Origin of the sequence: Erwinia wuhanensis, assembly GCF_030484085.1 — a bacterium.
Classification (GTDB): Bacteria; Pseudomonadota; Gammaproteobacteria; order Enterobacterales; family Enterobacteriaceae; genus Erwinia; species Erwinia aeris.
Genome location: NZ_JAUJUH010000005.1, coordinates 192007 through 216213 on the forward strand (window position 1 = coordinate 192007; position 24207 = coordinate 216213).

Here is a 24207-nt window from a genome sequence, read left to right on the forward strand (position 1 = left end):
GGAAGGAATGTTTATCGGCTTTGATTACGGGACGGCAAACTGCTCGGTCGCCATCATGAAAGAGGGCGTGCCCGCGCTGCTGCCGCTGGAAAACGGTTCCAGCCTGCTACCCTCAATGCTCTGCGCGCCGACGCGCGATACGGTCAGCGAATGGCTGTTTCGCCATCACCAGGTGCCAACGCCCGAAGCCGAAAATCAGGCGATTTTACGGCGCGCCATCGCGTTCAACCGTGAAGAAGATATCGAAGTCACGCCCGCCAGCGTGCAGTTCGGTCTGGCTTCGCTGGCGCAGTATATGGCCGAGCCGGAAGATACCTGGTTCGTTAAATCGCCAAAATCCTTCCTGGGCGCGAGCGGCCTGAAGCCGCAGCAGGTCGCCTTCTTTGAAGATCTGGTGTGCGCGATGATGCTGCATATCCGCCAGCAGGCCGAAGCGCAGACGCAGGAAAGCATTACCCAGGCGGTGATTGGCCGTCCGGTCAACTTCCAGGGGCTGGGCGGCGAAGAAGCCAACCGCCAGGCGCAGGGCATCCTGGCGCGCGCCGCCAGCCGCGCCGGGTTTAAAGAAGTTGAGTTCCAGTTCGAGCCGGTCGCGGCCGGTCTGGAATTTGAAGCGACGCTGAAAAAAGAGACGCGCGTGCTGATTGTGGATATCGGCGGCGGTACCACCGACTGCTCCGTGCTGCTGATGGGCCCGCAATGGCACGACAGGGCCGAGCGACAGGAGAGCCTGCTGGGCCACAGCGGCTGCCGCGTCGGCGGTAACGACCTGGACATCATGCTGGCCTTTAAAGAGCTGATGCCGCTGCTGGGCAGCGGCGGCCAGACGCACAAAGGCATCGCGCTGCCTGCGCTGCCGTGGTGGAACGCTATCGCTATCAACGACGTGCCTGCGCAAAGCGACTTTTACGCCACGGCCAGCCGCAAACAGCTTCAGGATTTGATCCGCGACGCCCGCGAGCCGGAAAAAGTGCAGCGCCTGCTGAAAGTCTGGCAGCAGCGGCTGGGCTATCGCCTGGTGCGCGCGGCGGAAGAGAGCAAGATCGCCCTTTCCGATCGGCCTTCGGCCACCTCGACGCTGGATTTTATTGAGCAGTCGCTGGCGACCGATATCAGCGTGGACGCGCTGAAAAGCGCTATCGCCCAGCCGCTGGAGCGCATTCAGGAACAGGTAAAGCTGGCGCTGGACGGCAGCGGCACCCGACCGGACGTGATCTATCTGACGGGCGGCAGCGCCCGCTCGCCGGTGCTGCGCGAGGCGCTGCAAAAGCAGCTGCCGGACATCCCGCTCGCCAGCGGCGATGACTTCGGTTCCGTCACCGCCGGTCTGGCGCGCTGGGCGCAGGTGCTGTTTCGCTAATTAATAGCGGCTCGCTTCGGTAAGCTTGCGGATCGCTTCCTCGCTAAGCTGAAGACTGGCAGCCTTGCTCAGCTCTTCCAGCTGAGGAAGCGAGGTCACGCTGACAATCGGCGCGGTGATGCCCGGACGGGCAATCTGCCACGCCAGCGCAACCTGCGTTGGCGTGGCCTGGCTCTCTTCCGCCACCTCGTCTAACGCTTTCAGGATGCGCAGGCCACGATCGTTCAGGTACTTCTCGACCACGCCTTCGCCGCGCTTGCTTTTGTTCGCGTCGGCCTTGCTGCGATATTTGCCGCTTAAAAAGCCGCTGGCCAGCGAATAGTAGTTGATGACGCCCAGGCCATGTTCCCGTGCTACCTGCTCCAGGCCGCTTTCGTAACCCTGGCGGTCATAAAGATTGTATTCCGGCTGTAGCGTTTCATAGCGGGCCAGGCCCTGCTGTTTGCTGATATTCAGCGCTTCCTGCAGCCTTTCCGCACTGTAGTTAGAGGCGCCGATGGCCCGCACCTTGCCTTCTTTAATCAGCGAGTCGAAGGTCGCCAGCGTCTCCTGCAAAGGGGTGTCGCTATCGTCGCGGTGCGCCTGATAGAGATCGATATAGTCGGTTTGCAAACGTTTTAGCGAGGCCTCTACCGCCTGGCGAATATAGGCGGGCGACAGGCCGGTTTTGCCTTCGCCCATCTCCATGCCGACCTTGGTGGCCAGCACGATTTGATTGCGCTTGCCGGTTTTCTTCAGCCAGTCGCCGATGATGGTTTCTGATTCGCCGCCCTCGTTGCCCGGCGCCCAGCGCGAATAGCAGTCGGCGGTATCAATAAAGAAGAGGCCTTTTTCCACCAGCGCGTCCAGCAGAGAAAAAGAAGTTTGCCGATCGACCGTCCAGCCGAAAACGTTGCCGCCAAAAGTCAGCGTGGGAACCTGAATACCGGTACGGCCCAGCTCGCGATGCGTTTGGATCATCTTTATACTCCTGTATTGGAAGGGTTTCTGAAGTGACTATTAGCGTAGCAAATATCCACACGAGCCGTTTGTTGATTGACGGTACAGGCACGCCGGGGCAGGAATACTTACACTTGCTGAACGGTTATTCTTAATTCCTTCATTTTTATAATCGATAAATCCGTTAAAATTGAAATATTAAGCGTCTTCAGTCTCGGCCGGCCCCGGAAAACAGCCATGCTTTTCGACCGGCGAGATTGCTTTACCGACGCTAACTTTTGCCTTTGGAGAGCTGATAACAGGATGAACACCCGGCGCCGTTTTAAAATCATACTTGTGGTGCTCGCGGCTATCGCAGCGGGCGGACTTTACTGGTGGCACAGCCACGGCGAGCCGCAAAAAACAGCCGAACGCCCGCACGCTTCCGGCGGCGGTCGTAAAGCCGCAGGCGGCCCGCTGGCGCCGGTGCAGGCCGCCGCCGCCGCGCGTCAGAGCGTGCCGCAATACCTGACCGGGCTGGGCACCGTGGCCGCCGCCAATACCGTTACGCTGCGCAGCCGCGTCGATGGCGATCTGATGGCGCTTCACTTTACCGAAGGCCAGGAAGTTAAAGCGGGCCAGCTGCTGGCGGAAATCGATCCTCGCCCCTTCCAGGTCGCGCTGACGCAGGCGCAGGGCCAGCTGGCAAGAGATCAGGCGACGCTTGCCAACGCGCGTCGCGATCTGGCGCGGCTGGAGAAGCTGGTGAAAACCAACCTGGTTTCGCAGCAGGAGCTGGATACGCAGCGCGCGCTGGTCAGTGAAACCCTGGGCACGATCAAAGCGGACGAGGGCAGCGTTGCCAGCGCGCAGCTGAACCTGACCTACAGCCGCATCACCTCGCCCATTTCCGGCCGCGTCGGGCTGCGTCAGGTAGATATTGGCAACTATATCAGCAGCGGCGATACCAACGGCATCGTGGTGATCACCCAAACGCATCCTGTCGAGCTGGTGTTCAGCCTGCCTGAAAACCAGATCGAAACCCTGCTGAACGCGCAAAAAGCCGGGCAGCCGGTGCCGGTAGAAGCCTGGGACCGCAGCAACAAAACGCTGCTGGCGACCGGTTCGCTGCTGAGCATGGATAATCAGATCGACGTCACGACCGGTACGATTAAAGTCAAAGCGCAGTTCACTAATCAGGACGACCGCCTGTTTCCTAATCAGTTTGTCAACGCGCGTTTGCAGGTCAACACGCTGCACGACGCCATTGTTATCCCGGTAGCGGCGCTGCAAATGGGCAATGAGGGGCATTTTGTCTGGGTGGTTAACAGCGACGGCAAGGTCAGTAAAAAGACTATCACCGTCAGCGTGCAGGACAGCGAAAAAGCGATTGTGGATGCCGGACTGGATGAAGGCGAAAAAGTGGTGACCGACGGTATCGATCGCCTGACGGAAGGCGCCACGGTAGAAGTGGTCGCGCCGCAGGCCACGCCGCTGCCGGGCACCGGCACGCCGCCCGCTAAGGGAGCGCGCCAGTAATGCAGGTGATGCCTTCCAACCCCGGCGGCGGCCCTTCCCGCCAGTTTATTATGCGTCCGGTGGCGACCACGCTGCTGATGGTCGCTATCCTGCTGGCCGGTATTCTGGGCTACCGCTCGCTGCCCGTTTCGGCGCTGCCGGAGGTCGACTACCCCACCATTCAGGTGGTGACGCTCTATCCCGGCGCCAGCCCGGACGTGATGACCTCGGCCGTTACCGCGCCGCTGGAGCGTCAGTTCGGCCAGATGTCGGGCTTAAAGCAGATGGCTTCGCAGAGTTCCGGCGGCGCGTCGGTCGTGACGCTACAGTTTCAGCTAACGCTGCCGCTGGACGTGGCCGAGCAGGAGGTGCAGGCCGCCATCAACGCCGCGACCAATCTGCTGCCGTCCGATCTGCCAAACCCGCCGGTTTACAGCAAGGTGAACCCCGCCGATCCGCCGATCATGACGCTGGCCGTAACCACCACCAGTATGCCGATGACCCAGGTGCAGGATATGGTGGAGACGCGCGTGGCGCAGAAGATTTCGCAGGTTTCCGGCGTGGGTCTGGTGACGCTCGCGGGCGGCCAGCGGCCAGCGGTGCGGGTGAAGCTCAACGCGCAGGCGCTGGCCTCGCTGGGCTTAACCAGCGAAACGGTGCGCACCGCCATCAGCAGCGCCAACGTTAATTCGGCTAAAGGCAGCCTGGACGGCCCGGAGCGCTCGATTACGCTTTCCGCCAACGATCAGATGAAGTCGGCGGAAGATTATCGGCAGCTGATTATCAGCTGGCAGAACGGTGCGCCGGTGCGCCTGCGCGACGTCGCTACCGTGGAACAGGGAGCGGAAAACAGCTGGCTGGGCGCCTGGGCTAACCGCCAGCAGGCTATCGTGCTTAATATTCAGCGGCAGCCGGGCGCAAACATTATCACCACCGCCGACAGCATTCGCCAGATGCTGCCCGCGCTGACCGCTTCGCTGCCGAAGTCGGTCGAGGTCAAAGTGCTGACCGACCGCACCACCAATATTCGCGCCTCGGTCAACGACGTGCAGTTCGAGCTGATGCTGGCAATCGCGCTGGTGGTGATGATCATCTATCTGTTTCTGCGCAACGTGCCGGCGACGATTATTCCGGCGGTCGCGGTGCCGCTGTCGCTGGTCGGCACCTTTGCCGTGATCTACTTCCTTGGCTTCTCCGTCAATAACCTGACGCTGATGGCGTTGACCATCGCCACCGGCTTTGTGGTCGATGACGCTATCGTGGTAATTGAAAATATCTCCCGCTATATCGAAAAAGGCGAAAAGCCGCTGGACGCAGCGCTGAAGGGCGCGGGCGAGATCGGCTTTACCATTATCTCGCTGACCTTCTCGCTGATAGCGGTGCTGATCCCACTGCTGTTTATGGGCGATATCGTCGGCAGGCTGTTCCGCGAGTTTGCCGTTACGCTGGCGGTGTCGATCCTGATTTCCGCCGTGGTATCGCTGACGCTGACGCCGATGATGTGCGCGCGGATGCTCAGCGTGGAATCCTTGCGCAAACAGAACCGCTTTTCGCGCGCCAGCGAGGCGATGTTCGATCGCGTCATCGCCGCCTATGGTCGCTTCCTCAAGCGCGTGCTGGATCACCAGTGGCTGACGCTTGGCGTGGCGCTCGGCACGCTGGCCGTCACCGTGCTGCTGTGGATAGCTATCCCGAAAGGCTTTTTCCCCTTGCAGGATAACGGCATTATTCAGGGCACGGTGCAGGCGCCGCAGTCGGTTTCCTGGGCCAGCATGGCGCAGCGCCAGCAGCAGGTCGCGTCGATTATTATGAAAGATCCGGCGGTACAGAGCCTGACCTCGTTTGTCGGCGTGGACGGCACCAATCCGGCGCTGAACAGCGGACGGCTGCAAATCAACCTTAAGCCGCTGGACGAGCGTGAGGATCGCATTCCGGCGGTGATTGCCCGTTTACAGCAGGCGGTCGCCGCCCTGCCCGGCATTAATCTTTATCTTCAGCCGGTGCAGGATCTCACCATCGATACCCAGCTCAGCCGCACGCAGTATCAGTTTACGCTGCAAACCGGCTCGCTGGATTCGCTGAGCCTGTGGGTGCCGAAGCTCACCGAGGCGCTGAACCAGCTGCCACAGCTAAAGGATGTCAGCAGCGACTGGCAGGATCGCGGGCTGGAAGCCTATATCAAGGTGGATCGCGATAACGCCAGCCGTCTTGGCATCAGCATGGCGGACGTCGACAACGCGCTCTATAACGCCTTTGGTCAGCGGCTGATCTCCACTATCTATACCCAGGCCAGCCAGTATCGCGTGGTGCTGGAAAACGATATTTCCGCCACGCCGGGCCTGGCCGCGCTGGAATCGATTCGCCTGACCAGCACCGACGGCGGCAGCGTGCCGCTCAGCGCTATTGCCAGCGTGGAGCAGCGTCACGGCGCGTTAAGCATCAATCATCTGGATCAGTTCCCTTCCACCACCTTCTCGTTTAACGTCCGCGACGGCTATTCGCTGGAGGAGGCGGTGAACGCCATTACTCAGGCTGAACAGACGATGGCAATGCCCGCCGAGATCGTCACGAAGTTCCAGGGCAGCACGCTGGCGTTTCAGGCGGCGCTCTCCAGCACCGTCTGGCTGATCGTGGCCGCCGTGGTGGCGATGTATATCGTGCTGGGCGTGCTGTATGAAAGTTTTATCCATCCGATCACCATTCTTTCCACGCTGCCGACGGCGGGCGTCGGCGCGCTGCTGGCGCTGATGCTCAGCGGCAACGAGCTGGATGTGATCGCTATCATCGGCATCATCCTGCTGATCGGCATCGTGAAGAAAAACGCCATTATGATGATTGACTTCGCGCTGGCGGCGGAGCGCGAACAGGGCATGACGCCTTATGACGCGATCTATCAGGCCTGCCTGCTGCGCTTCCGGCCGATCCTGATGACCACGCTGGCGGCGCTGCTGGGCGCGCTGCCGCTGATGCTGAGCACCGGCGTCGGCGCCGAGCTGCGGCATCCGCTGGGCGTGGCGATGGTGGGCGGCCTGATCGTCAGCCAGGTGCTGACGCTGTTCACCACGCCGGTCATCTATCTGCTGTTCGATCGCCTGGCGCAGGCCGCCCGTCGTCGTCTGCCGTCGAAGGAGGCGCAGTGAAATTTTTTGCGCTGTTTATTCACCGTCCGGTCGCCACTATTCTGCTGACCATCGCCATCGCGCTGGCGGGCGCGCTGAGCTTTCGCCTGCTGCCGGTCGCGCCGCTGCCGCAGGTCGATTTCCCGGTGATTTTAATCTCCGCTTCGCTGCCCGGCGCATCGCCGGAGACGATGGCTTCGTCAGTGGCCACGCCGCTGGAGCGGTCGCTGGGCCGCATCGCGGGCGTCAGCGAGATGACCTCCACCAGCTCGCTGGGCAGCACGCGCATCATTCTGGTTTTTGATTACGATCGCGATATCAACGGCGCGGCGCGCGACGTGCAGGGCGCGATCAACGCGGCGCAAAGCCTGCTGCCGACGGGGATGCCGAGCCGGCCGACCTGGCGCAAAATCAACCCTTCCGACGCGCCGATTATGATTATGACGCTGACGTCGGATGCCTGGTCGCAGGGCGATCTGTACGACTACGCCTCTACCCAGCTGGCGCAGAAGCTGGCGCAGATCGAGGGCGTGGGCGACGTCTCCGTAGGCGGCAGCTCGCTGCCAGCGGTGCGCGTGGATCTGAATCCGCAGGCGCTGTTTAACCAGGGCGTGTCGCTGGACGCGGTGCGCACGGCTATCAGCAACGCCAACCAGCGCAGGCCGCAGGGCGCGATTGAAGACAGCCATCAACGCTGGCAGATCAAAACCAACGACGAGCTGAAAACGGCGGCGGAGTATCAGCCGCTGATCGTGCACTACAGCAACGGCGCGGCGGTGCGGCTCCAGGATGTCGCCAACGTCACCGACTCGGTGCAGGACGTGCGCAACGCCGGGATGGCCAACGCTAAACCGGCGATTTTGCTGCTGATCCGCAAGCTGCCCGAAGCCAATATTATCGATACCGTCGATCGTATTCGCGCGGCGGTGCCGGAGCTGCGCAACAGCATTCCCGCCTCCATTCAGCTGGATGTCGCGCAGGATCGCTCACCAACTATCCGCGCGTCGCTGGCCGAAGTGGAACAGTCGCTGGTTATTTCCGTCGGGCTGGTAATCCTGGTGGTGTTCGCCTTCTTGCGTTCGGGCCGCGCCACGCTGATCCCTGCCGTTGCCGTGCCGGTATCGCTGATCGGCACCTTTGCCGCCATGTATCTCTGCGGCTTCAGCCTCAACAACCTGTCGCTGATGGCGCTGACGGTGGCGACGGGGTTTGTGGTGGATGACGCCATCGTGGTGCTGGAAAATATTTCCCGCCACGTGGAGGCGGGCATGAAGCCGATTCAGGCCGCGCTGCAGGGAACGCGCGAGGTCGGCTTTACCGTGCTGTCGATGAGCCTGTCGCTGGTGGCGGTGTTCCTGCCGTTGCTGATGCTCGGCGGGCTGATTGGCCGCTTTTTCCGCGAGTTCGCCGTGACGCTCTCCGTCTCCATTATCATTTCGCTGCTGATCTCGGTGACGCTGACGCCGATGATGTGCGGCCGCCTGCTGAAAGCGCATCCCCGCCGCGAGCAGCCGCGCCTGCGCGGTTTCGGCCGCGTGCTGACGGGCATTCAGCAGGGCTACGGCCGCTCGCTGAACTGGGTGCTGAACCATTCGCGCTGGACGCTGCTGGTGTTTATCGCCACCATCGGCCTGACCATGTACCTGTACGTCGTGGTGCCGAAAACCTTTATGCCAGAGCAGGATACCGGGCGGCTGATGGGCTTTATCCAGGCGGATCAGAGCATCTCTTTCCAGTCGATGCGCGGCAAGCTGGAAGATTTTATGAAAATCGTCCGTGACGATCCGGCGGTGGAAAGCGTGGTCGGCTTTACCGGCGGCTCGCGCACCAACAGCGGCTCAATGTTTATTTCGCTTAAGCCGCTCAGCGAACGCAGCGACAGCGCCCAGGCGGTGATCGCCCGGCTACGCGGCAAGCTGGCGAAAGAACCGGGCGCGAGCCTGTTTTTAATGGCGGTACAGGATTTAAGAGTGGGCGGGCGCGAGTCGAACGCGGGCTATCAGTACACGCTGCTGTCGGACGATCTGGACGATTTGCGCAGCTGGGAGCCGAAAATTCGTCAGGCGTTTTCTAAGCTGCCCGAGCTGGCGGACGTTAACTCCGATCAGCAGGACAAAGGCGCCGAGATGGCGCTGGTTTACGATCGCACCCGCATGGCGCAGCTGGGCATCAACGTCGCCGACGCCAACAGCCTGCTGAATAACGCCTTCGGCCAGCGGCAGATCTCCACCATTTACCAGCCGCTGAATCAGTATAAGGTGGTGATGGAGGTCGACCCGCGCTATACCCAGGACGTCAGCTCGCTGGATCTGATGTACGTGATCAACAACGACGGCAAGGCGATTCCGCTTTCCGGCTTTGCGAAGTGGCAGCCCGCCAACGCGCCGCTGTCGGTGAACCATGAGGGGCTTTCCGCCGCTTCGACGGTGTCGTTTAACCTGCCGGAAGGCGTCTCGCTTTCTCAGGCGTCCGAGGCTATCGAGCGCAGCATGACCGCGCTGGGCGTACCGTCCAGCGTGCGCGGCAGCTTTGCCGGCACGGCGCAGATCTTTCAGGAGACGCAAAGCAGCCAGCTGTGGCTGATCCTGGCCGCCATCGCCACCGTTTATATCGTGCTGGGCATTCTTTACGAGAGCTATGTGCATCCGCTGACTATCCTCTCCACCCTGCCCTCTGCGGGCGTGGGCGCGCTGCTGGCGCTGGAGCTGTTTGGCGCGCCCTTCAGCCTGATTGCGCTGATCGGCATTCTGCTGCTGATCGGCATCGTGAAAAAGAACGCTATCATGATGGTCGACTTCGCGCTGGATGCGCAGCGCAACGGTAATCTGAGCGCGCGCGAGGCAATCTTCCAGGCCAGCCTGCTGCGCTTCCGCCCTATTATGATGACCACGCTGGCGGCGCTGTTGGGCGCGCTGCCGCTGGTGCTGACCACGGGCGACGGCGCGGAGCTGCGCCAGCCGCTGGGGATCACCATCGTCGGCGGCCTGGTGATGAGCCAGCTGCTGACGCTCTACACCACGCCGGTGGTTTATCTCTATATGGATAAGCTGCGCAGAAAACCGGCCGCGCGCAGGCGCGCAGGCGCGACCGGCTGATGGAGACGCTTCCGGCCGGCGTGCGCTGGCAGCTGTGGATTGTGGCGTTCGGCTTCTTTATGCAGTCGCTGGACACCACTATCGTCAACACCGCGCTGCCCGCGATGGCGCACAGCCTGCACCAGGATCCGCTGCAGATGCATTCGGTGGTGGTTTCCTACGTGCTGACCGTCGCGGTGATGCTGCCGGTCAGCGGCTGGCTGGCCGATCGCTTCGGCGTGCGCAATATCTTCTTCAGCGCCATCGTGCTGTTCAGCGTTGGTTCGCTGTTCTGCGCGCTCTCCTCCACGCTTGACCAGCTAATCGCCTCGCGCGTGCTGCAAGGATTAGGCGGCGCGATGATGGTGCCGGTCGGCAGGCTGACGGTGATGAAGCTGGTGCCGCGCGCGCAGTATATGGCCGCGATGACCTTTGTGACGCTGCCGGGCCAGATCGGGCCGCTGCTGGGGCCGGTTCTGGGTGGCGCGCTGGTGCAGTACGCCAGCTGGCACTGGATTTTCCTGCTGAACCTGCCGGTCGGCCTGGCGGGCGCGGCGGCAACGCTGCTGCTGCTGCCCGATCTGCGCCTGCCGCGCCGCCGCTTTGACTTTCGCGGTTTTCTGCTGCTGGCCGCAGGCATGGCGACGCTGACGCTGGCGCTGGACGGCTCGCGCGGCGCCGTTTTTTCTCCGCTGCTGCTCTGTTTGTTTATCCTGACGGGCGTCCTGGCCCTGCTGTCCTATCTGCTCTATGCCCGCGCCAACGACCAGGCGCTGTTCAGCCTGAAGCTGTTCGACAACCGTATTTATTCTGTCGGCCTGTTGGGCAGCCTTACCGGGCGGATCGGCAGCGGCATGCTGCCTTTTATGACGCCGATCTTCCTGCAGGTCGGCATGGGCTATACGCCTTTTCACGCGGGGCTGATGATGATCCCGATGGTGCTGGGCAATATGGGCATGAAGCGCATTGTGGTGCAGATCGTTAACCGTTTCGGCTACCGTAACGTGCTGGTCGGCGCTACCGTCGCCCTGGCGCTGGTGGTGCTGCTGTTCCCGGTGACGGCGCTGCTTGGCTGGGAGGCGCTGCTGCCGCTGCTGCTGTTCCTTCAGGGCATGGTTAACGCCATTCGTTTTTCGGCCATGAACACGCTGACGCTGAAGGATTTGCCGGACGAGCTGGCCAGCAGCGGCAACAGCCTGCTGTCGATGGTGATGCAGCTGTCGATGAGCGTGGGCGTCACGCTGGCCGGGCTGCTGCTCGGCACCTTTGCTGCTCAACAGTCGCAGCCTGAGCTGATGCAGCAGGCCTTTATTTCAACCTGGATCTGTATGGCGGCGGTGATTGTTCTGCCCGCGCTGGTGTTTCGCCACGTGCCGCCAGACGTCACCAAAAACGTGGTGCTGAGCCGTCGGAGAAAGCCCTGAATGTTTGCAAAATTACGTATCGGCATCACCGCCAAGCTGTTTATCGCTATTTTTTCCACCTGTATGCTGGTGCTGATCACCATGCACTGGGGCGTGCGCCTCAGCTTTGAGCACGGCTTTATCGACTATATCAAAAAAGGCAACGAGCAGCGGCTGGGGCTGCTGAGCGACGCGCTGGCCGATCAGTATGAGCAGCACGGCAACTGGGACTTTCTGCGCCATAACAACAAGCTGGTGTTTCAGATCCTGCATTCGCTGGAGCAGAACCCGGAGGCGAATAATCAGCTGCCGCCGCACGGCTGGCGCACGCAGTTCTGGATCATCGATCAGCAATATCGCGTGATGATGGGGCCGCGCGGGCCGGTGCCGCCGGAAGGCACCCGCCGCAGCATTACCACCAGCAGCGGCCATATCGTGGGCTGGGTGATCGGCTCGCCGCCGGAAAGGCTGACCCGCAGCGCGGATATTAACTTCGATCAGCAGCAGAAGCGCACCAGCTGGATGATTGTCGGCCTGACCATGCTGCTGGCGGCGCTGGTGACCTGGCTGATGTCGCGCGGCCTGCTCGCGCCGGTGAAAAGGCTGGTCGAGGGCACGCATCACCTGGCCGCCGGGGATTTCGCCACGCGCGTTAAGGCCGACAGCCGCGACGAGCTGGGCCGCCTGGGCCAGGATTTTAACCGACTGGCCAGCACGCTGGAGAAAAACGAAAGTATGCGGCGGGCTTTTATGGCGGATATTTCGCACGAGCTGCGCACGCCGCTGGCGATCCTGCGTGGCGAGCTGGAGGCCATTCAGGACGGCGTGCGCAAGCTGACGCCGGAGTCGATTGTCTCTCTACAGGGTGAAGTCGCGACGCTGACCAAACTGGTGGAGGACGTGCATCAGCTTTCACTCTCTGACGAAGGCGCGCTGGCCTATCGCCGCAGCGATATCGATCTGGTGCCGCTGCTGGAAATGGTCGCCGCGAATTTTGCGGGACGTTACCAAAGCCGACATCTGACTTTGCAGCTTCGCCTGCCCGATTCCGCACCGCTGTTTGGCGATCCGGATCGCCTGATGCAGCTGTTCACCAACCTGATGGAAAACAGCCTGCGCTATACCGATGCGGGCGGCGGCCTGGTGGTGACGCTGCGCGCGGAACAGGGCCAGCAAATTATCGATTTTGAGGACAGCGCGCCGGGCATTACCGACGAGCAGCGCGAGCAGATTTTTGAGCGTTTCTACCGGGCGGAAAGCTCGCGCAACCGCGCCAGCGGCGGTTCCGGCCTGGGGCTGGCCATCTGTCAGAATATCGTGGAGGCGCACGAGGGCGTGATCAAAGCGGATCACTCTGCTGCCGGTGGCCTTAAAATTACGGTACACTTACCCGCAAGACTAACCCGGGCGTAATGCGCCTGCTTGCAAAGAAGAGTGTCATGAATCAGGAACCGCTTAGCCCACTGATCCTGGTGGTTGAGGATGAACCCAAGCTCGGCCAGCTGCTGGTCGATTATTTGCAGGCCGCCAATTACCGCACGCATCATCTGCTGCGCGGCGATGAAGTGCTGGAATGGGTTAAGCAGACGCCGCCGGATCTGATGCTGCTGGATTTAATGCTGCCGGGCGTGGATGGCCTGACGCTGTGCCGCGAGCTGCGCCGTTTCTCCGAGCTGCCGGTGATTATGGTTACCGCCAGAACGGAAGAGATCGACCGGCTGCTGGGGCTGGAGATTGGCGCCGACGACTATATCTGCAAGCCCTTCAGCCCGCGTGAAGTGGTCGCGCGGGTGAAAACTATCCTCAAGCGCTGCAAGCGTACGCCGGAAGAGGCGCAAAAAGCGTCGCTGCTGGTGGTGGATGAAGCGCGTTTTCAGGCCAGCTGGAACAGCACGCCGCTGGAGCTGACGCCCGCCGAGTTTCGCCTGCTGAAAACGCTGGCGCACGAGCCAGGCAAAGTCTTCTCCCGTGAGATGCTGCTGAACCATCTGTATGACGACTATCGCGTGGTGACCGACCGCACCATCGACAGCCATATCAAGAATCTGCGCCGCAAGCTGGAGGCGCTGGATGCCGATCAGCCCTTTATCCGCGCGGTCTACGGCATGGGCTACCGCTGGGAAGCGGACGTGTGCCGCTTGATCTAGCGCAATTTACATTCCTGCCGCCAGCTTTTACAATCCCCGCACATTTTGTAAGGCCGTCATACGGCCTTATGCCAGGATTGAGACCTCTATGTTTAAACCAGAACTGCTTTCTCCCGCCGGCTCGCTGAAAAACATGCGCTACGCCTTTGCCTATGGCGCGGACGCCGTCTATGCCGGTCAGCCTCGCTACAGCCTGCGCGTGCGCAACAATGAGTTCAACCACGAAAATCTGGCTATCGGCATCAGTGAAGCGCACGCGCAGGGAAAGCGATTCTACGTCGTGGTGAATATCGCGCCGCATAACGCCAAGCTGAAAACCTTTATCCGCGATCTGACGCCCGTCGTGGCGATGGGGCCGGACGCGCTGATTATGTCCGATCCCGGTTTAATTATGATGGTGCGCGATGCCTTCCCGGAGATGGACGTTCACCTTTCCGTGCAGGCCAACGCGGTCAACTGGGCCACGGTCAGGTTCTGGCAGCAGATGGGGCTGACGCGCGTTATCCTCTCGCGCGAGCTTTCGCTGGAGGAGATCGCCGAAATCCGCGAGCGCGTGCCGGAAATGGAACTGGAAATTTTCGTGCACGGCGCGCTCTGCATGGCCTATTCCGGCCGCTGCCTGCTTTCCGGCTATATCAACAAGCGCGACCCGAATCAGGGCACCTGCACCAACGCCTGCCGCTGGGAATATAAGGTGCAGGAAGGCAAAGAGGATGAAATCGGCAATATCGTGCACCAGTATCAGCCCATTCCGGTAAAAAACGTCGAGCCGACGCTGGGCGTGGGCCAGCCAACCGACAAAGTCTTTATGATTGAGGAAGCCATGCGTCCCGGCGAGTATATGACCGCCTTTGAGGATGAGCACGGCACCTATATTATGAACTCCAAAGATCTGCGCGCGGTGGCGCACGTGGAGCAGCTGACGAAGATGGGCGTGCACTCGCTGAAAATTGAAGGCCGTACCAAATCGCATTATTACTGCGCCCGCACCGCGCAGGTTTATCGTCGCGCCATCGATGACGCCGCCGCAGGCAAACCCTTCGATGCCTCCCTGCTGGAAACGCTGGAAGGCCTGGCCCATCGCGGCTATACGGAAGGCTTTTTACGCCGCCACACGCATGACAGCTACCAGACTTACGACCGCAGCTTCTCCGCTTCCGAGCGCCAGCAGTTTGTCGGCGAGTTTACCGGCGAACGCCGTGGCGACATGGCGCTGGTCGAAGTAAAAAACAAGTTCAGCCTGGGCGACAGCCTGGAGCTGATGACGCCGGCAGGCAACGTCAATTTCCGCCTGGAGCAGATGGAAAATCAAAAAGGCCAACCGACCAGCGTCGCGCCGGGCAACGGCCACTTTGTCTGGATCCCGGTGCCGGAAGCGATCGACCTCGCTTTCGCGCTGCTGATGCGCAATTTTCCTGAATCGGCATAACGTTCAGGGTGCTAAAAGTTTCCTGACGTGACTTTTAGAATGCCATCACATTCCGGCGCGCCGTTTCCGGTTATGATGCACGGGCCTCGAATGAAAAATTCTAAATAGCGGTTTTTAAAACCACCTCCTGGCCCGCCCGGCTCGCCGAGCGGGCCTTTCTTTTAGCCCACGGTTTTTTCCACCGATGGTCGGATGTGCTATAACAGAAGCTCGTCTGGCTAAGGCCATTTTGACAGGAAAAGAAGATGGACCAACAATCGCTTACGCTGGTAATCCTTAATGGTAAAGGTGCAGGTAATGAGGAACTGCGCGAAGCTATTCTGTCGCTGCGCGAGGAAGGACTGCAGATTGAAGTCCGCGTTACCTGGGAACACGGCGATGGCGAACGCTTCGTCAAAGAGGCGGTAGATCTGCACGCGGCGACCGTGGTTGCGGGCGGCGGCGACGGCACGATTAACGAAATCGCTACCGCGCTGGCGGGCGTGGATGCGCCGCTACGTCCGGTATTGGGGATTATTCCCCTCGGCACCGCCAACGATTTTGCCACCAGTGCGGGCATACCTGAAGAGATGGAGCACGCGCTGCGGCTGGCTATCGTCGGCAAGGCCACCTCCGTCGATCTGGCGCGGGTCAATCAGGATCGCTACTTTATCAATATGGCGACCGGCGGCTTCGGCACGCGTATTACCACCGAAACGCCGGAGAAGCTCAAATCAGCGCTGGGCGGCGTCTCTTATCTGATCCACGGCCTGTTGCGCATGGATACGCTTAAGGCGGACAGCTGCGAACTGCGCGGCCCGGACTTTAGCTGGCAGGGCGACGCGCTGGTGATCGGTATCGGCAACGGACGCCAGGCGGGCGGCGGCCAGCGGCTCTGTCCGACCGCGCTGATCAACGACGGCCGGCTGGAGCTGACCATTGTCACCTCAAAAGAAATTTTGCCGACGCTGTTTAACTCGCTGACCGGCGGCGATGATGAAAATCCAAACATCATTCGCGCTTCGCTGCCGTGGCTGGAAATTACCTCGCCAAACGAGATGGCCTTTAATCTTGATGGCGAACCGCTGCGCGGCACCACTTTCCGTATTGAGATTTTGCCCGCCGCGCTGGCCTGCCGCCTGCCGCCTTCCTGCGAGCTTCTGGCCTGACCGACCGGGGCCATTGCGCCCCGGTTTTGGACAGCGATGCATAAAGGCGAAGGCAGGCTTTTAGCCTTGTCCCACGCTGACCGCCAGCCTTAGCGTTCAGGGCAAACCGACGCTGACCGCCAGCCTTAGCGTTCAGGGCGAACCGGCACGCGCCCTCTTCCGCCGTTACCGATCTTATCTCCTGCCGCATAGCGGCGCCGTTTCCGTCTGGATGCTGAAAAGCGCGCTTCCGGTGGATCCGGCATCGGCTTCCGCCAGCAAAAATGCCTCTCTGCTCATAACAATGCTTTCACAAGTGTGATCGCTATCGGAGTTTCGTCGCCTGCAACTTGTATGGTAGTACGCCAGAACGTATTTTCTCCTCATTCTCTTCACCAGGACGACAAGAATGAAAATTGTAAAAGCGGAAGTCTTTGTTACCTGCCCCGGCAGGAACTTCGTTACGGTTAAGATCACCACGGATCAGGGGCTGACCGGCATCGGCGACGCCACGCTGAACGGCCGCGAGCTGCCGGTGGCCTCCTATCTGAAAGATCACGTTTGCCCGCAGCTGATCGGTCGCAACGCGCATCAGATCGAGGACATCTGGCAATATTTCTATAAAGGCGCCTACTGGCGTCGCGGCCCGGTGACCATGTCCGCCATTTCGGCTGTCGATCAGGCACTGTGGGACATCAAAGGCAAAGCGGCCAATATGCCGGTCTACCAGCTGCTGGGCGGCGCCTCGCGTGAGGGCGTGATGGTTTACTGTCACACCACCGGCCACAGCATTGATGAAGTCATGGACGACTACGCAAAGCATAAAGAGATGGGCTTTAAGGCTATCCGCGCGCAGTGCGGCGTGCCGGGCATGAAAACCACCTACGGGATGGCCAAAGGCAAGGGCCTGGCCTACGAGCCGGCCACCAAAGGCGACTGGCCGGAAGAGCAGCTCTGGTCTACGGAAAAATACCTCGATTTTACCCCTAAACTGTTTGCCGCCATTCGCGACAGGTTCGGTTTTAATGAGCATCTGCTGCATGATATGCACCACCGCCTGACGCCGATTGAGGCCGCCCGCTTTGGTAAAAGCGTGGAAGATTACCGTCTGTTCTGGATGGAGGATCCGACGCCTGCCGAAAATCAGGAATGTTTCCGCCTGATCCGCCAGCACACCGTTACGCCGATTGCGGTAGGCGAAGTCTTCAACAGCATCTGGGACTGCAAGCAGCTGATAGAAGAGCAGCTGATCGACTATATCCGTACCACCATCACCCATGCGGGCGGCATTACCGGTATGCGCCGCATCGCCGATTTCGCTTCGCTTTATCAGGTACGTACCGGTTCGCACGGCCCGTCCGATCTGTCGCCAATCTGCATGGCGGCCGCGCTGCATTTTGACCTTTGGGTACCGAACTTCGGCGTGCAGGAATATATGGGCTATTCCGAACAGATGATGGAAGTGTTCCAGCACAGCTGGACTTTTGAAGACGGCTATATGCATCCGGGCGATAAACCGGGCCTGGGCATTGAGTTTGACGAGAAGCTGGCGGCGAAATACCCCTATGAGCCTGCCTACCTGCCGGTAGCCCGCCTTGAAGACGGCACTTTATGGAACTGGTGAGGAAAATAAAATGAAAAGCGTCGTTATTGCTAAACCCGGCGAGCTGGTAATTGAGGAGCGCGCCTTACCGGAGCCAGCCGCTGGCGAAGTACGGGTAAAAATAGCCTATGCCAGCATCTGCGGTTCAGACGTGCATATCTGGCACGGCCACAATCCTTTCGCCCGCTATCCGCGCGTGATCGGCCACGAGTTTTTTGGCGTGATCGAGGCAGCAGGCCCGGGCGTAGAGGCATCGCGCGTTGGCGAGCGCGTAGCGGTCGATCCGGTGGTCAGCTGCGGCCACTGCTATCCCTGCTCCGTTGGTCGCCCCAACGTTTGTAGCGAGCTACAGGTGATCGGCGTCCACCGCGACGGCGGTTTTAGCGACTATGCCGTCGTACCGGCGCGCAACGCTTACGTGGTGCCGCCATCGATCCCCGATAAGCTCGCCAGCCTGATCGAGCCTTTTACCATCGCCGCCAATATCTGTGCTTTCCTGAAGCCCGTGCCGGACGATGTTGCGCTGATCTTCGGGGCCGGCCCGATGGGCTTAACCGCTATCCAGGCGCTGAAAGGCGTATTCAACGTGCGTAACGTCATTGTGGCGGACAGGCTGCCGGAAAGGCTGACGATGGCGCAAGAAAACGGCGCGGATACCGTGCTGGATAACAGCGAGATCCCGCTGGCTGCCCAGCTGGAAGGGGTCAAGCCAACGCTGATTATCGATGCCGCCTGCCATCCCGCTATTCTGGCCGAAGCCGTCGCGCTCGCTTCGCCAGCGGCGCGTATCGGGCTACTGGGTTTTTCCGGCGAGCCGTGCACCGTAACGCAGCAAAGCCTGACCAGCAAAGAGCTCTCCCTGTTTACCTCAAGGCTGAATAGCCACCGTTTCCCTCAGGTGATCGAGTGGATGGAAAAACGCCTGATCCAGCCAGAAAAGCTGGTCACGCATTATCTGCCGCTGAGCGAGGTGGAGGCAGCGATGACGCTGTTTGAAAAAGATCCGCGCAGCTGCTGCAAAGTTGTCCTTAAAGTCAGTTAACGAACGCCGGGCTTAACGGTCAGGGCGGTAGTCGGTAAGGGAGGGCCAGCCTCCCGTTACCAGGCTCCCTGAGTCGTCAAGAGAATCACTTAAAACCATAAGAAATAAGGATTTTATATGTTCAAGCATCTCCGCTGGACTATCGTACTCCTGCTGTTTCTGGTCTACATGATCAACTATCTCGATCGTGTGGCGCTCTCTCTGACCGTGCCGATGATTGAAAAAGATCTGTTGCTGAACGCCGAACAGTTCGGTTTGATTTTCGGCAGCTTTTTCTTTGGCTATGCGATTTTCAACTTTGTTGGCGGCCTGGCCACCGATAAATATGGCCCGACGCTGGTGCTGGGGATTGCCGTCGGCCTGTGGTCGCTGTTCTGCGGCTTTACCGCGCTGGCTACCGGCTTCTGGTCGATGCTGATCCTGCGGGTGCTGTTTGGCATGGCCGAAGGGCCGATCTGCGCCTCGGCGAATAAGGCGATCAACGGCTGGTTTCCTAAAAAACAGGCCGCGACCGCGATGGGCTTTCTCAGCGCCGGTTCGCCGCTGGGCGGCGCGGTAGCCGGCCCGATTATCGGCTATCTGGCGCTGGCCTTCGGCTGGCGGCCGGCGTTTATGATTATCTGCTCTATTGGTATCGTCTGGATGGTGGCGTGGTTCTTTATCGCCGCGGATAACCCGTTAAAAAGCCGCCTTGTCAGCGCGCGCGAGCGTGAGCTGATTGCCAGTCTGAAAGCGGAGCAAACCACGCCGGACGAAGAGCTGGCGCAGGCGTCCCACGGCCTGGGCTACTATCTGCGCCAGCCGATTATCCTGGTGACCGCCTTTGCCTTCTTCTGCTACAACTATATTCTGTTTTTCTTCCTGAGCTGGTTCCCGGCCTATCTGGTGCAGGCGCATAACCTTGATATCAAATCGATGAGTATGACTACGGTGATCCCCTGGGTGGTGGGGTTCGTCGGGCTGGCGCTGGGCGGCTTAATCTCCGACAAAATCTTTAAGGTCACCGGTAAGCTCCTGCTCTCCAGAAAAATTGTGCTGGTGGTGTCGCTGCTGGCCGCCGCTATCTGCGTCGCTTTCGCCGGCTCGGTAAAAGGGGTTTATCCGGCCGTTATCCTGATGTCGGTCTCTATCTTTTTCCTCTATATCACCGGGGCTATCTACTGGGCGATTATTCAGGATGTGGTGCATAAAAGCCGCGTCGGCAGCATCAGCGGCTTTATCCACCTGATCGGCAGCCTTTCCGGCATTATCGGCCCTGTCGTTACCGGCTATATCGTGCACCACACCGGCAAGTTCGACAGCGCTTTCGTGCTGGCCGGCGTGATTGCCGCCGTGGGCGCGGTGCTGGTACTGCTGGTGATCAAAAGCCCGAAAAACGCGGCGGCGCGAGTTTCCGTCTGACTGGCGCATTGCGGCGCCTTTTATTTGATAAGGATTTATCATGTTACTTGTCGATGTGTTACCTGAAGGCACCCTCCTCCCGCGTTACGATCGTAGCGCGCTGCGTACGCGTATCGTGCATTTTGGCTTCGGCGCTTTCCATCGCGCTCATCAGGCCGTGTGTACCGACAGGCTGGCCGCCGAGCAGCAAAGCGACTGGGGCTATTGCGAATGCCAGCTTAACAGCGGCGATCTGATTAAAGCGCTGCGCGAGCAGGATTGTCTCTACAGCGTAACGGAAAAAACCGCCGACGAGCTGCGCACCCGCGTGGTTGGCGTGGTCAAAGAAGCGCTCTTTGCGCGCGAAGACGGCGTCGAGCGCGTTATTACCGCGCTCTGCCAGCCGGACGTGGCGATTGTCTCCGCCACCATCACGGAAAAAGGCTACTGCTACCAGCCTGCCAGCGGCGAGCTAAACCTGACGCATCCGTCCATTGTGCATGACCTGGCTCATCCTGAGCAGCCTGTTTCTTTTCCGGGGATCGTGCTGGCGGCCATCAGACGTCGGCGCGCGCTCGGCCTGCCGCCCTTCAGCGTGATGTCCTGCGACAATATGCCGGAAAACGGTCGGGTAACGCGCAACGTCATCACGCAGCTGGCGCAGCAGCAGGAGCCGGCGCTGGCCGACTATATCCGTAAACACCTTACCTTCCCTTCCACTATGGTGGACCGCATCGTGCCCGCCATGACGCCGGAAGCCTTTGACGAACTGAGCCGCAAGCTGGGCTGCGCCGATCCGGTGGGCGTCGAATGCGAGCCTTTTTTCCAGTGGGTCATTGAAGATAATTTTGTGAATGGTCGCCCGGCATGGGAAAAAGCGGGCGCGGAGCTGGTGGCGGACGTCCTGCCGTTTGAGGAGATGAAGCTGCGGATGCTCAACGGCAGCCATTCGCTGCTGGCCTACCTCGGCTATCTGGCTGGCTATGAGCATATCAGCGACTGTATGGACGATCCTTACTACCTCAAGGCCGCCCGCAGCCTGATGCTGGATGAGCAGGCGCCCACGCTGAGCACTAAAAATGTGGATCTGACAGCCTATGCGGATTCGCTGATCGCGCGTTATCGCAACCGGGCGATTAAGCACCGCACTTATCAGATCGCTACCGACGGCACGCAAAAGCTGCCGCAGCGCTGGCTGGACAGTATTCGCTGGCATCTGGCTAACGGCAGCGATTTTACGCTGCTGGCGCTGGGCGTGGCAGGCTGGATACGCTTTGTTGGCGGCGTGGATGAGCAGGGCAAGCCAATCGTCATTAACGATCCGCTGCGTGCGGAGCTGGCGCAGCGGGTAAACGACAGTCAGGAAGGCGATGAGCGCGTCGCCGCTCTGCTCTCGCTGCGGGCTGTTTTTGGCGAGGATCTGCCCGATAATTCGCTGTTCCGCGAAAAAGTCGGCCATTACTACGCGCTGTTACTGAAGTTGGGCGCGAAAGAAACGGTCAGGCAGGTTATCGGCTGACCGCCGCTTAATGGCAAAAGAACTGGCGCTGGCGCAGCAGGCTGATTAGACTGGCTGTTTCCAGCGTCAGGCTTCGCGACGCACTAATGAAATGAAAATTGCCGCATGTCTACTGCCTATATCATTACCGCCAGCGAACCAGTCAATCAGCAAATCTATCGCTTTTTACGCCAGGATATTGTGACCTGCGTGATTTCACCGGGTGCCTTACTGTCTGAAAAAGAGGTTTCTGCCCGTTTCAGCGTCTCGCGCCAGCCGGTGCGGGAAGCCTTTATTAAGCTGGCCGAGGCCGATCTGGTGCAAATTCTGCCGCAGCGCGGCACCTTTGTGCGCAAGATTTCTGCGCGACGCGTTGCCGACGGCCGTTTTATTCGTGAAGCGGTGGAAACGGCGGTAATAAGGCGAGCGGCGACGGAAGCGACCCCAGAGGCGCTGGCCCGGCTGGAGCATAATTTGCGCCTGCAAAAGCTGTCTGCGGAGCGCAACGACAGCCAGGCGTTTTTGCTGCTGGATGATGAGTTCCACCGCCTTATCGCGCAGAGCATCAACTGTGAGCTGGCATGGGAAACGGTAGAAAATATCAAGGCGACGATGGATCGCGTGCGCTTCCTGACCCTCAGTAAGGTTTCGCCGCCGGAAAGCCTGATCAATCAGCATGAAGAGATCCTGCAGGCGCTGCTGGCGAAAGACGCCGACGCCGCCGAACAGGCGCTGCGGCATCATTTGCAGGAGATGATTTTTTCCATCACGCCGATTGCAGAGCAAAACGGCGCGTGGTTTGAACAGGAGTAATCCTGCCGGGCTGGCGAGCGGTTCCGGCCGTCAGCGTCCTTCCACCCGCGCGTCTCATCACTACCGCTACACGCGCCGGTTCAGCCGTAACGTTTTCGCTCGTCGATGCACTACTAATCATCCTCTCCCGGCCCGTCAGCAGTTTGCCCGCTGATAGCGTTCCAGCGCGCTACCACCAGCGGTAGAAATGATGCACCGGGCCAATGCCTTTACCCACTTCCAGCGTATCTGCGTGCTGCAATGCGCCCTGCAGCCACTGTTTCGCTGCGCTTACCGTACCCGGCCAGCTGGTATGACGCGGGCGCAGCGCGGCCAGCGCGGAAGAAAGCGTGCAGCCGGTGCCGTGCGTATTTTTAGTCGGCACGCGCGGCGCGGTAAAACGCTCTTCTCCTTCCGGGGTCAGCAGCCAGTCCGGGCTTTCGTTGTCGCTCAGGTGGCCGCCTTTCATCAGCACCGCCTGACAGCCCAGCGCCAGCAGCGCCCTGCCCTGTTGCAGCATCTCCTGTTCGTTGCGGGCCGGTGAGCACTCCAGCAGCGCAGCGGCTTCCGGCAGATTCGGCGTGATAATGGAAACCTGCGGCAGCAGTTTTTCCCGCAGCGTCGCCACGGCCCGCCCGGAAAGCAGCGGATCGCCGCTTTTCGCCAGCATCACCGTATCCAACACCCGCCAGGGGATCGCCGCCTTTGCCAGCCCTTCTGCTACCGCCTCCACAATATCGCTGTCCTGCAACATACCGATTTTGACGCTGTCGATGCGCACGTCGCTTAATACCGAGGCTAGCTGGGCCGAAACAAAATCGGCCGCCACGGGATAGACGGCCTGCACGCCGCAGGTGTTCTGCGCCACCAGCGCGGTGATCACGCTGGTACCGTAGGCTTCAAGCGCGGAGAACGTTTTCAGATCGGCCTGGATCCCGGCTCCGCCGCTGGGATCCGTACCGGCGATGGTCAATGCGTTGACTCTCATACCGCCTCCTTGTACAGACGGTAGAGCGCATCGAGAAACAGCGGTTCAAAGGTGCCCGGCCCGTTGGCCGCCGCCGCCGCCTGCTCGCCCGCCTGGCTCATTACCCGACAGGCGGCAGCGATATGCAGCAGCCTGTCGCCCGGCAGTGCGCAAAATGCGGCCACCACGGCGGAGAGCGCACAGCCCGTGCCGACCACGCGCGTCATCAGCGGAGAGCCGCCCGATACCGCCAGCAGCCGCCGTCCATCGGTGACGTAATCCGTTTCGCCCGTCACGGCAACCACCGCGCCGCTGGACTGCGCCAGCTGAATAGCGGCCTCCAGCGCGGCGGAAGGATGATGCTGGCTGTCGACGCCGCGACCGGAAACCGCCTGTCGGGCCAGCGCCATAATTTCAGAGGCGTTGCCGCGAATGGCGGCAGGACGGAATGCCAGCAGCCGCTGGCAAAAATCGCTGCGAAAAGTCAGCGCGCCGACGGCAACCGGATCCAGCGTCCACGGTCGGCCTGCCGCCGTCGCTCCCTGCACCGCGGCAAGCATCGCTTCGCTACGTGCAGCGGTCAGCGTGCCGACGTTGATCAGCACGGCATCCGCAATAGCGCTGAACTGTGCCGCTTCCACAGGTTCAGTCACCATCGCGGGCGACGCGTCCAGCGCCAGCAGCACGTTAGCCGTCAGGCTTTGTACCACATCATTGGTCAGGCAGTGAACCAGCGGCGACCGCTGGCGGAACAGAGCAAGAGACGCGGCCGGGCTGGCCGTATAGTGAGTAGGTTGGATCATAGCGCTCCCAACCGGCGATCAAGAAGG

17 protein-coding genes are annotated in these 24207 nt (G+C 60.6%); 14 read left to right on the forward strand and 3 right to left on the reverse strand.

Annotation, left to right across the window (positions count from 1 at the left end):
* Nucleotides 1–7 precede the first annotated feature (7 nt).
* Complete coding sequence (gene yegD, locus QZH36_RS13735) at nucleotides 8–1360, forward strand: molecular chaperone (RefSeq protein WP_253460040.1); 1353 nt, start codon at nucleotides 8–10, stop codon at nucleotides 1358–1360.
* Here yegD and QZH36_RS13740 read toward each other — a convergent pair whose 3' ends face one another.
* On the reverse strand, nucleotides 1361–2320 hold the full coding sequence (locus QZH36_RS13740) for an aldo/keto reductase (protein ID WP_253460037.1): 960 nt from the start codon (nucleotides 2318–2320) through the stop codon (nucleotides 1361–1363).
* Between the two features lie 282 nt (nucleotides 2321–2602).
* Between QZH36_RS13740 and QZH36_RS13745 the strand changes: the two genes are divergently transcribed.
* The 13 genes from QZH36_RS13745 (at nucleotide 2603) to QZH36_RS13805 (ending at nucleotide 22431) form a co-directional block, all read left to right on the forward strand.
* Complete coding sequence (locus tag QZH36_RS13745) at nucleotides 2603–3817, forward strand: MdtA/MuxA family multidrug efflux RND transporter periplasmic adaptor subunit (RefSeq protein WP_301730475.1); 1215 nt, start codon at nucleotides 2603–2605, stop codon at nucleotides 3815–3817.
* On the forward strand, nucleotides 3817–6936 hold the full coding sequence (locus QZH36_RS13750; RefSeq protein WP_301730476.1) for an MdtB/MuxB family multidrug efflux RND transporter permease subunit: 3120 nt from the start codon (nucleotides 3817–3819) through the stop codon (nucleotides 6934–6936). The genes QZH36_RS13745 and QZH36_RS13750 overlap by 1 nt, the downstream gene beginning before the upstream one ends.
* Nucleotides 6933–10010 (forward strand): multidrug efflux RND transporter permease subunit MdtC, encoded by a 3078-nt coding sequence (gene mdtC, locus QZH36_RS13755; protein WP_253460028.1) that lies wholly within the window; start codon nucleotides 6933–6935, stop codon nucleotides 10008–10010. Before QZH36_RS13750 ends, mdtC begins: the two co-directional genes overlap by 4 nt.
* Entirely contained in the window at nucleotides 10010–11413 is a 1404-nt protein-coding gene (gene mdtD / locus QZH36_RS13760) for a multidrug transporter subunit MdtD (protein ID WP_301730477.1), read from the forward strand. Before mdtC ends, mdtD begins: the two co-directional genes overlap by 1 nt.
* Entirely contained in the window at nucleotides 11414–12805 is a 1392-nt protein-coding gene (gene baeS, locus QZH36_RS13765; protein WP_301730478.1) for an envelope stress sensor histidine kinase BaeS, read from the forward strand. It abuts the gene before it with no gap.
* Between the two features lie 26 nt (nucleotides 12806–12831).
* Complete coding sequence (gene baeR, locus QZH36_RS13770; protein ID WP_301251121.1) at nucleotides 12832–13539, forward strand: envelope stress response regulator BaeR; 708 nt, start codon at nucleotides 12832–12834, stop codon at nucleotides 13537–13539.
* Between the two features lie 88 nt (nucleotides 13540–13627).
* Nucleotides 13628–14968 carry a prephenate-dependent tRNA uridine(34) hydroxylase TrhP gene (gene trhP / locus QZH36_RS13775; protein ID WP_253460020.1) on the forward strand — a complete coding sequence of 447 codons (1341 nt, stop codon included), beginning with the start codon at nucleotides 13628–13630 and terminating at the stop codon, nucleotides 14966–14968.
* Between the two features lie 245 nt (nucleotides 14969–15213).
* Nucleotides 15214–16116 carry a lipid kinase YegS gene (yegS, locus tag QZH36_RS13780; protein WP_301251123.1) on the forward strand — a complete coding sequence of 301 codons (903 nt, stop codon included), beginning with the start codon at nucleotides 15214–15216 and terminating at the stop codon, nucleotides 16114–16116.
* Between the two features lie 388 nt (nucleotides 16117–16504).
* On the forward strand, nucleotides 16505–17719 hold the full coding sequence (manD, locus tag QZH36_RS13785) for a D-mannonate dehydratase ManD (RefSeq protein ID WP_301251126.1): 1215 nt from the start codon (nucleotides 16505–16507) through the stop codon (nucleotides 17717–17719).
* Between the two features lie 10 nt (nucleotides 17720–17729).
* Nucleotides 17730–18740 carry a Zn-dependent oxidoreductase gene (locus QZH36_RS13790; protein WP_253460013.1) on the forward strand — a complete coding sequence of 337 codons (1011 nt, stop codon included), beginning with the start codon at nucleotides 17730–17732 and terminating at the stop codon, nucleotides 18738–18740.
* Nucleotides 18741–18857: 117 nt separating this feature from the next.
* A complete protein-coding gene (locus tag QZH36_RS13795; RefSeq protein WP_253460011.1) occupies nucleotides 18858–20141 on the forward strand; it encodes an MFS transporter in 1284 nt (427 codons plus the stop codon).
* A gap of 40 nt (nucleotides 20142–20181) precedes the next feature.
* On the forward strand, nucleotides 20182–21639 hold the full coding sequence (locus tag QZH36_RS13800; RefSeq protein WP_301730479.1) for a mannitol dehydrogenase family protein: 1458 nt from the start codon (nucleotides 20182–20184) through the stop codon (nucleotides 21637–21639).
* 105 nt (nucleotides 21640–21744) lie between these two features.
* The gene (locus QZH36_RS13805; RefSeq protein WP_301730480.1) at nucleotides 21745–22431 is read left to right on the forward strand and encodes a GntR family transcriptional regulator; all 687 of its coding nucleotides are present in this window, start codon (nucleotides 21745–21747) and stop codon (nucleotides 22429–22431) included.
* Nucleotides 22432–22600: 169 nt separating this feature from the next.
* On the opposite strand, the gene thiD is transcribed toward QZH36_RS13805, so the two are convergent.
* Both thiD and thiM read right to left on the reverse strand, forming a co-directional pair.
* Nucleotides 22601–23398 carry a bifunctional hydroxymethylpyrimidine kinase/phosphomethylpyrimidine kinase gene (gene thiD / locus QZH36_RS13810; RefSeq protein ID WP_253460005.1) on the reverse strand — a complete coding sequence of 266 codons (798 nt, stop codon included), beginning with the start codon at nucleotides 23396–23398 and terminating at the stop codon, nucleotides 22601–22603.
* Nucleotides 23395–24180: a hydroxyethylthiazole kinase gene (gene thiM / locus QZH36_RS13815; protein ID WP_301251127.1), complete on the reverse strand. Its 786-nt coding sequence runs from the start codon at nucleotides 24178–24180 to the stop codon at nucleotides 23395–23397. The genes thiD and thiM overlap by 4 nt, the downstream gene beginning before the upstream one ends.
* Nucleotides 24181–24207: the final 27 nt, after the last annotated feature.

Excerpts from the sequence above, each read along its gene's own strand:
- baeS (WP_301730478.1), top strand. The coding sequence starts at position 11,414 with ATGTTTGCAAAATTACGTATCGGCATCACCGCCAAGCTGTTTATCGCT.
- yegD (WP_253460040.1), top strand. The coding sequence starts at position 8 with ATGTTTATCGGCTTTGATTACGGGACGGCAAACTGCTCGGTCGCCATC.
- manD (WP_301251126.1), top strand. The coding sequence starts at position 16,505 with ATGAAAATTGTAAAAGCGGAAGTCTTTGTTACCTGCCCCGGCAGGAAC.
- QZH36_RS13800 (WP_301730479.1), top strand. The coding sequence starts at position 20,182 with ATGTTACTTGTCGATGTGTTACCTGAAGGCACCCTCCTCCCGCGTTAC.
- thiM (WP_301251127.1), bottom strand. The coding sequence starts at position 24,180 with ATGATCCAACCTACTCACTATACGGCCAGCCCGGCCGCGTCTCTTGCT.
- baeR (WP_301251121.1), top strand. The coding sequence starts at position 12,832 with ATGAATCAGGAACCGCTTAGCCCACTGATCCTGGTGGTTGAGGATGAA.
- QZH36_RS13805 (WP_301730480.1), top strand. The coding sequence starts at position 21,745 with ATGTCTACTGCCTATATCATTACCGCCAGCGAACCAGTCAATCAGCAA.
- QZH36_RS13740 (WP_253460037.1), bottom strand. The coding sequence starts at position 2,320 with ATGATCCAAACGCATCGCGAGCTGGGCCGTACCGGTATTCAGGTTCCC.
- trhP (WP_253460020.1), top strand. The coding sequence starts at position 13,628 with ATGTTTAAACCAGAACTGCTTTCTCCCGCCGGCTCGCTGAAAAACATG.
- QZH36_RS13745 (WP_301730475.1), top strand. The coding sequence starts at position 2,603 with ATGAACACCCGGCGCCGTTTTAAAATCATACTTGTGGTGCTCGCGGCT.
- mdtD (WP_301730477.1), top strand. The coding sequence starts at position 10,010 with ATGGAGACGCTTCCGGCCGGCGTGCGCTGGCAGCTGTGGATTGTGGCG.
- yegS (WP_301251123.1), top strand. The coding sequence starts at position 15,214 with ATGGACCAACAATCGCTTACGCTGGTAATCCTTAATGGTAAAGGTGCA.
- QZH36_RS13790 (WP_253460013.1), top strand. The coding sequence starts at position 17,730 with ATGAAAAGCGTCGTTATTGCTAAACCCGGCGAGCTGGTAATTGAGGAG.
- QZH36_RS13795 (WP_253460011.1), top strand. The coding sequence starts at position 18,858 with ATGTTCAAGCATCTCCGCTGGACTATCGTACTCCTGCTGTTTCTGGTC.
- thiD (WP_253460005.1), bottom strand. The coding sequence starts at position 23,398 with ATGAGAGTCAACGCATTGACCATCGCCGGTACGGATCCCAGCGGCGGA.
- QZH36_RS13750 (WP_301730476.1), top strand. The coding sequence starts at position 3,817 with ATGCAGGTGATGCCTTCCAACCCCGGCGGCGGCCCTTCCCGCCAGTTT.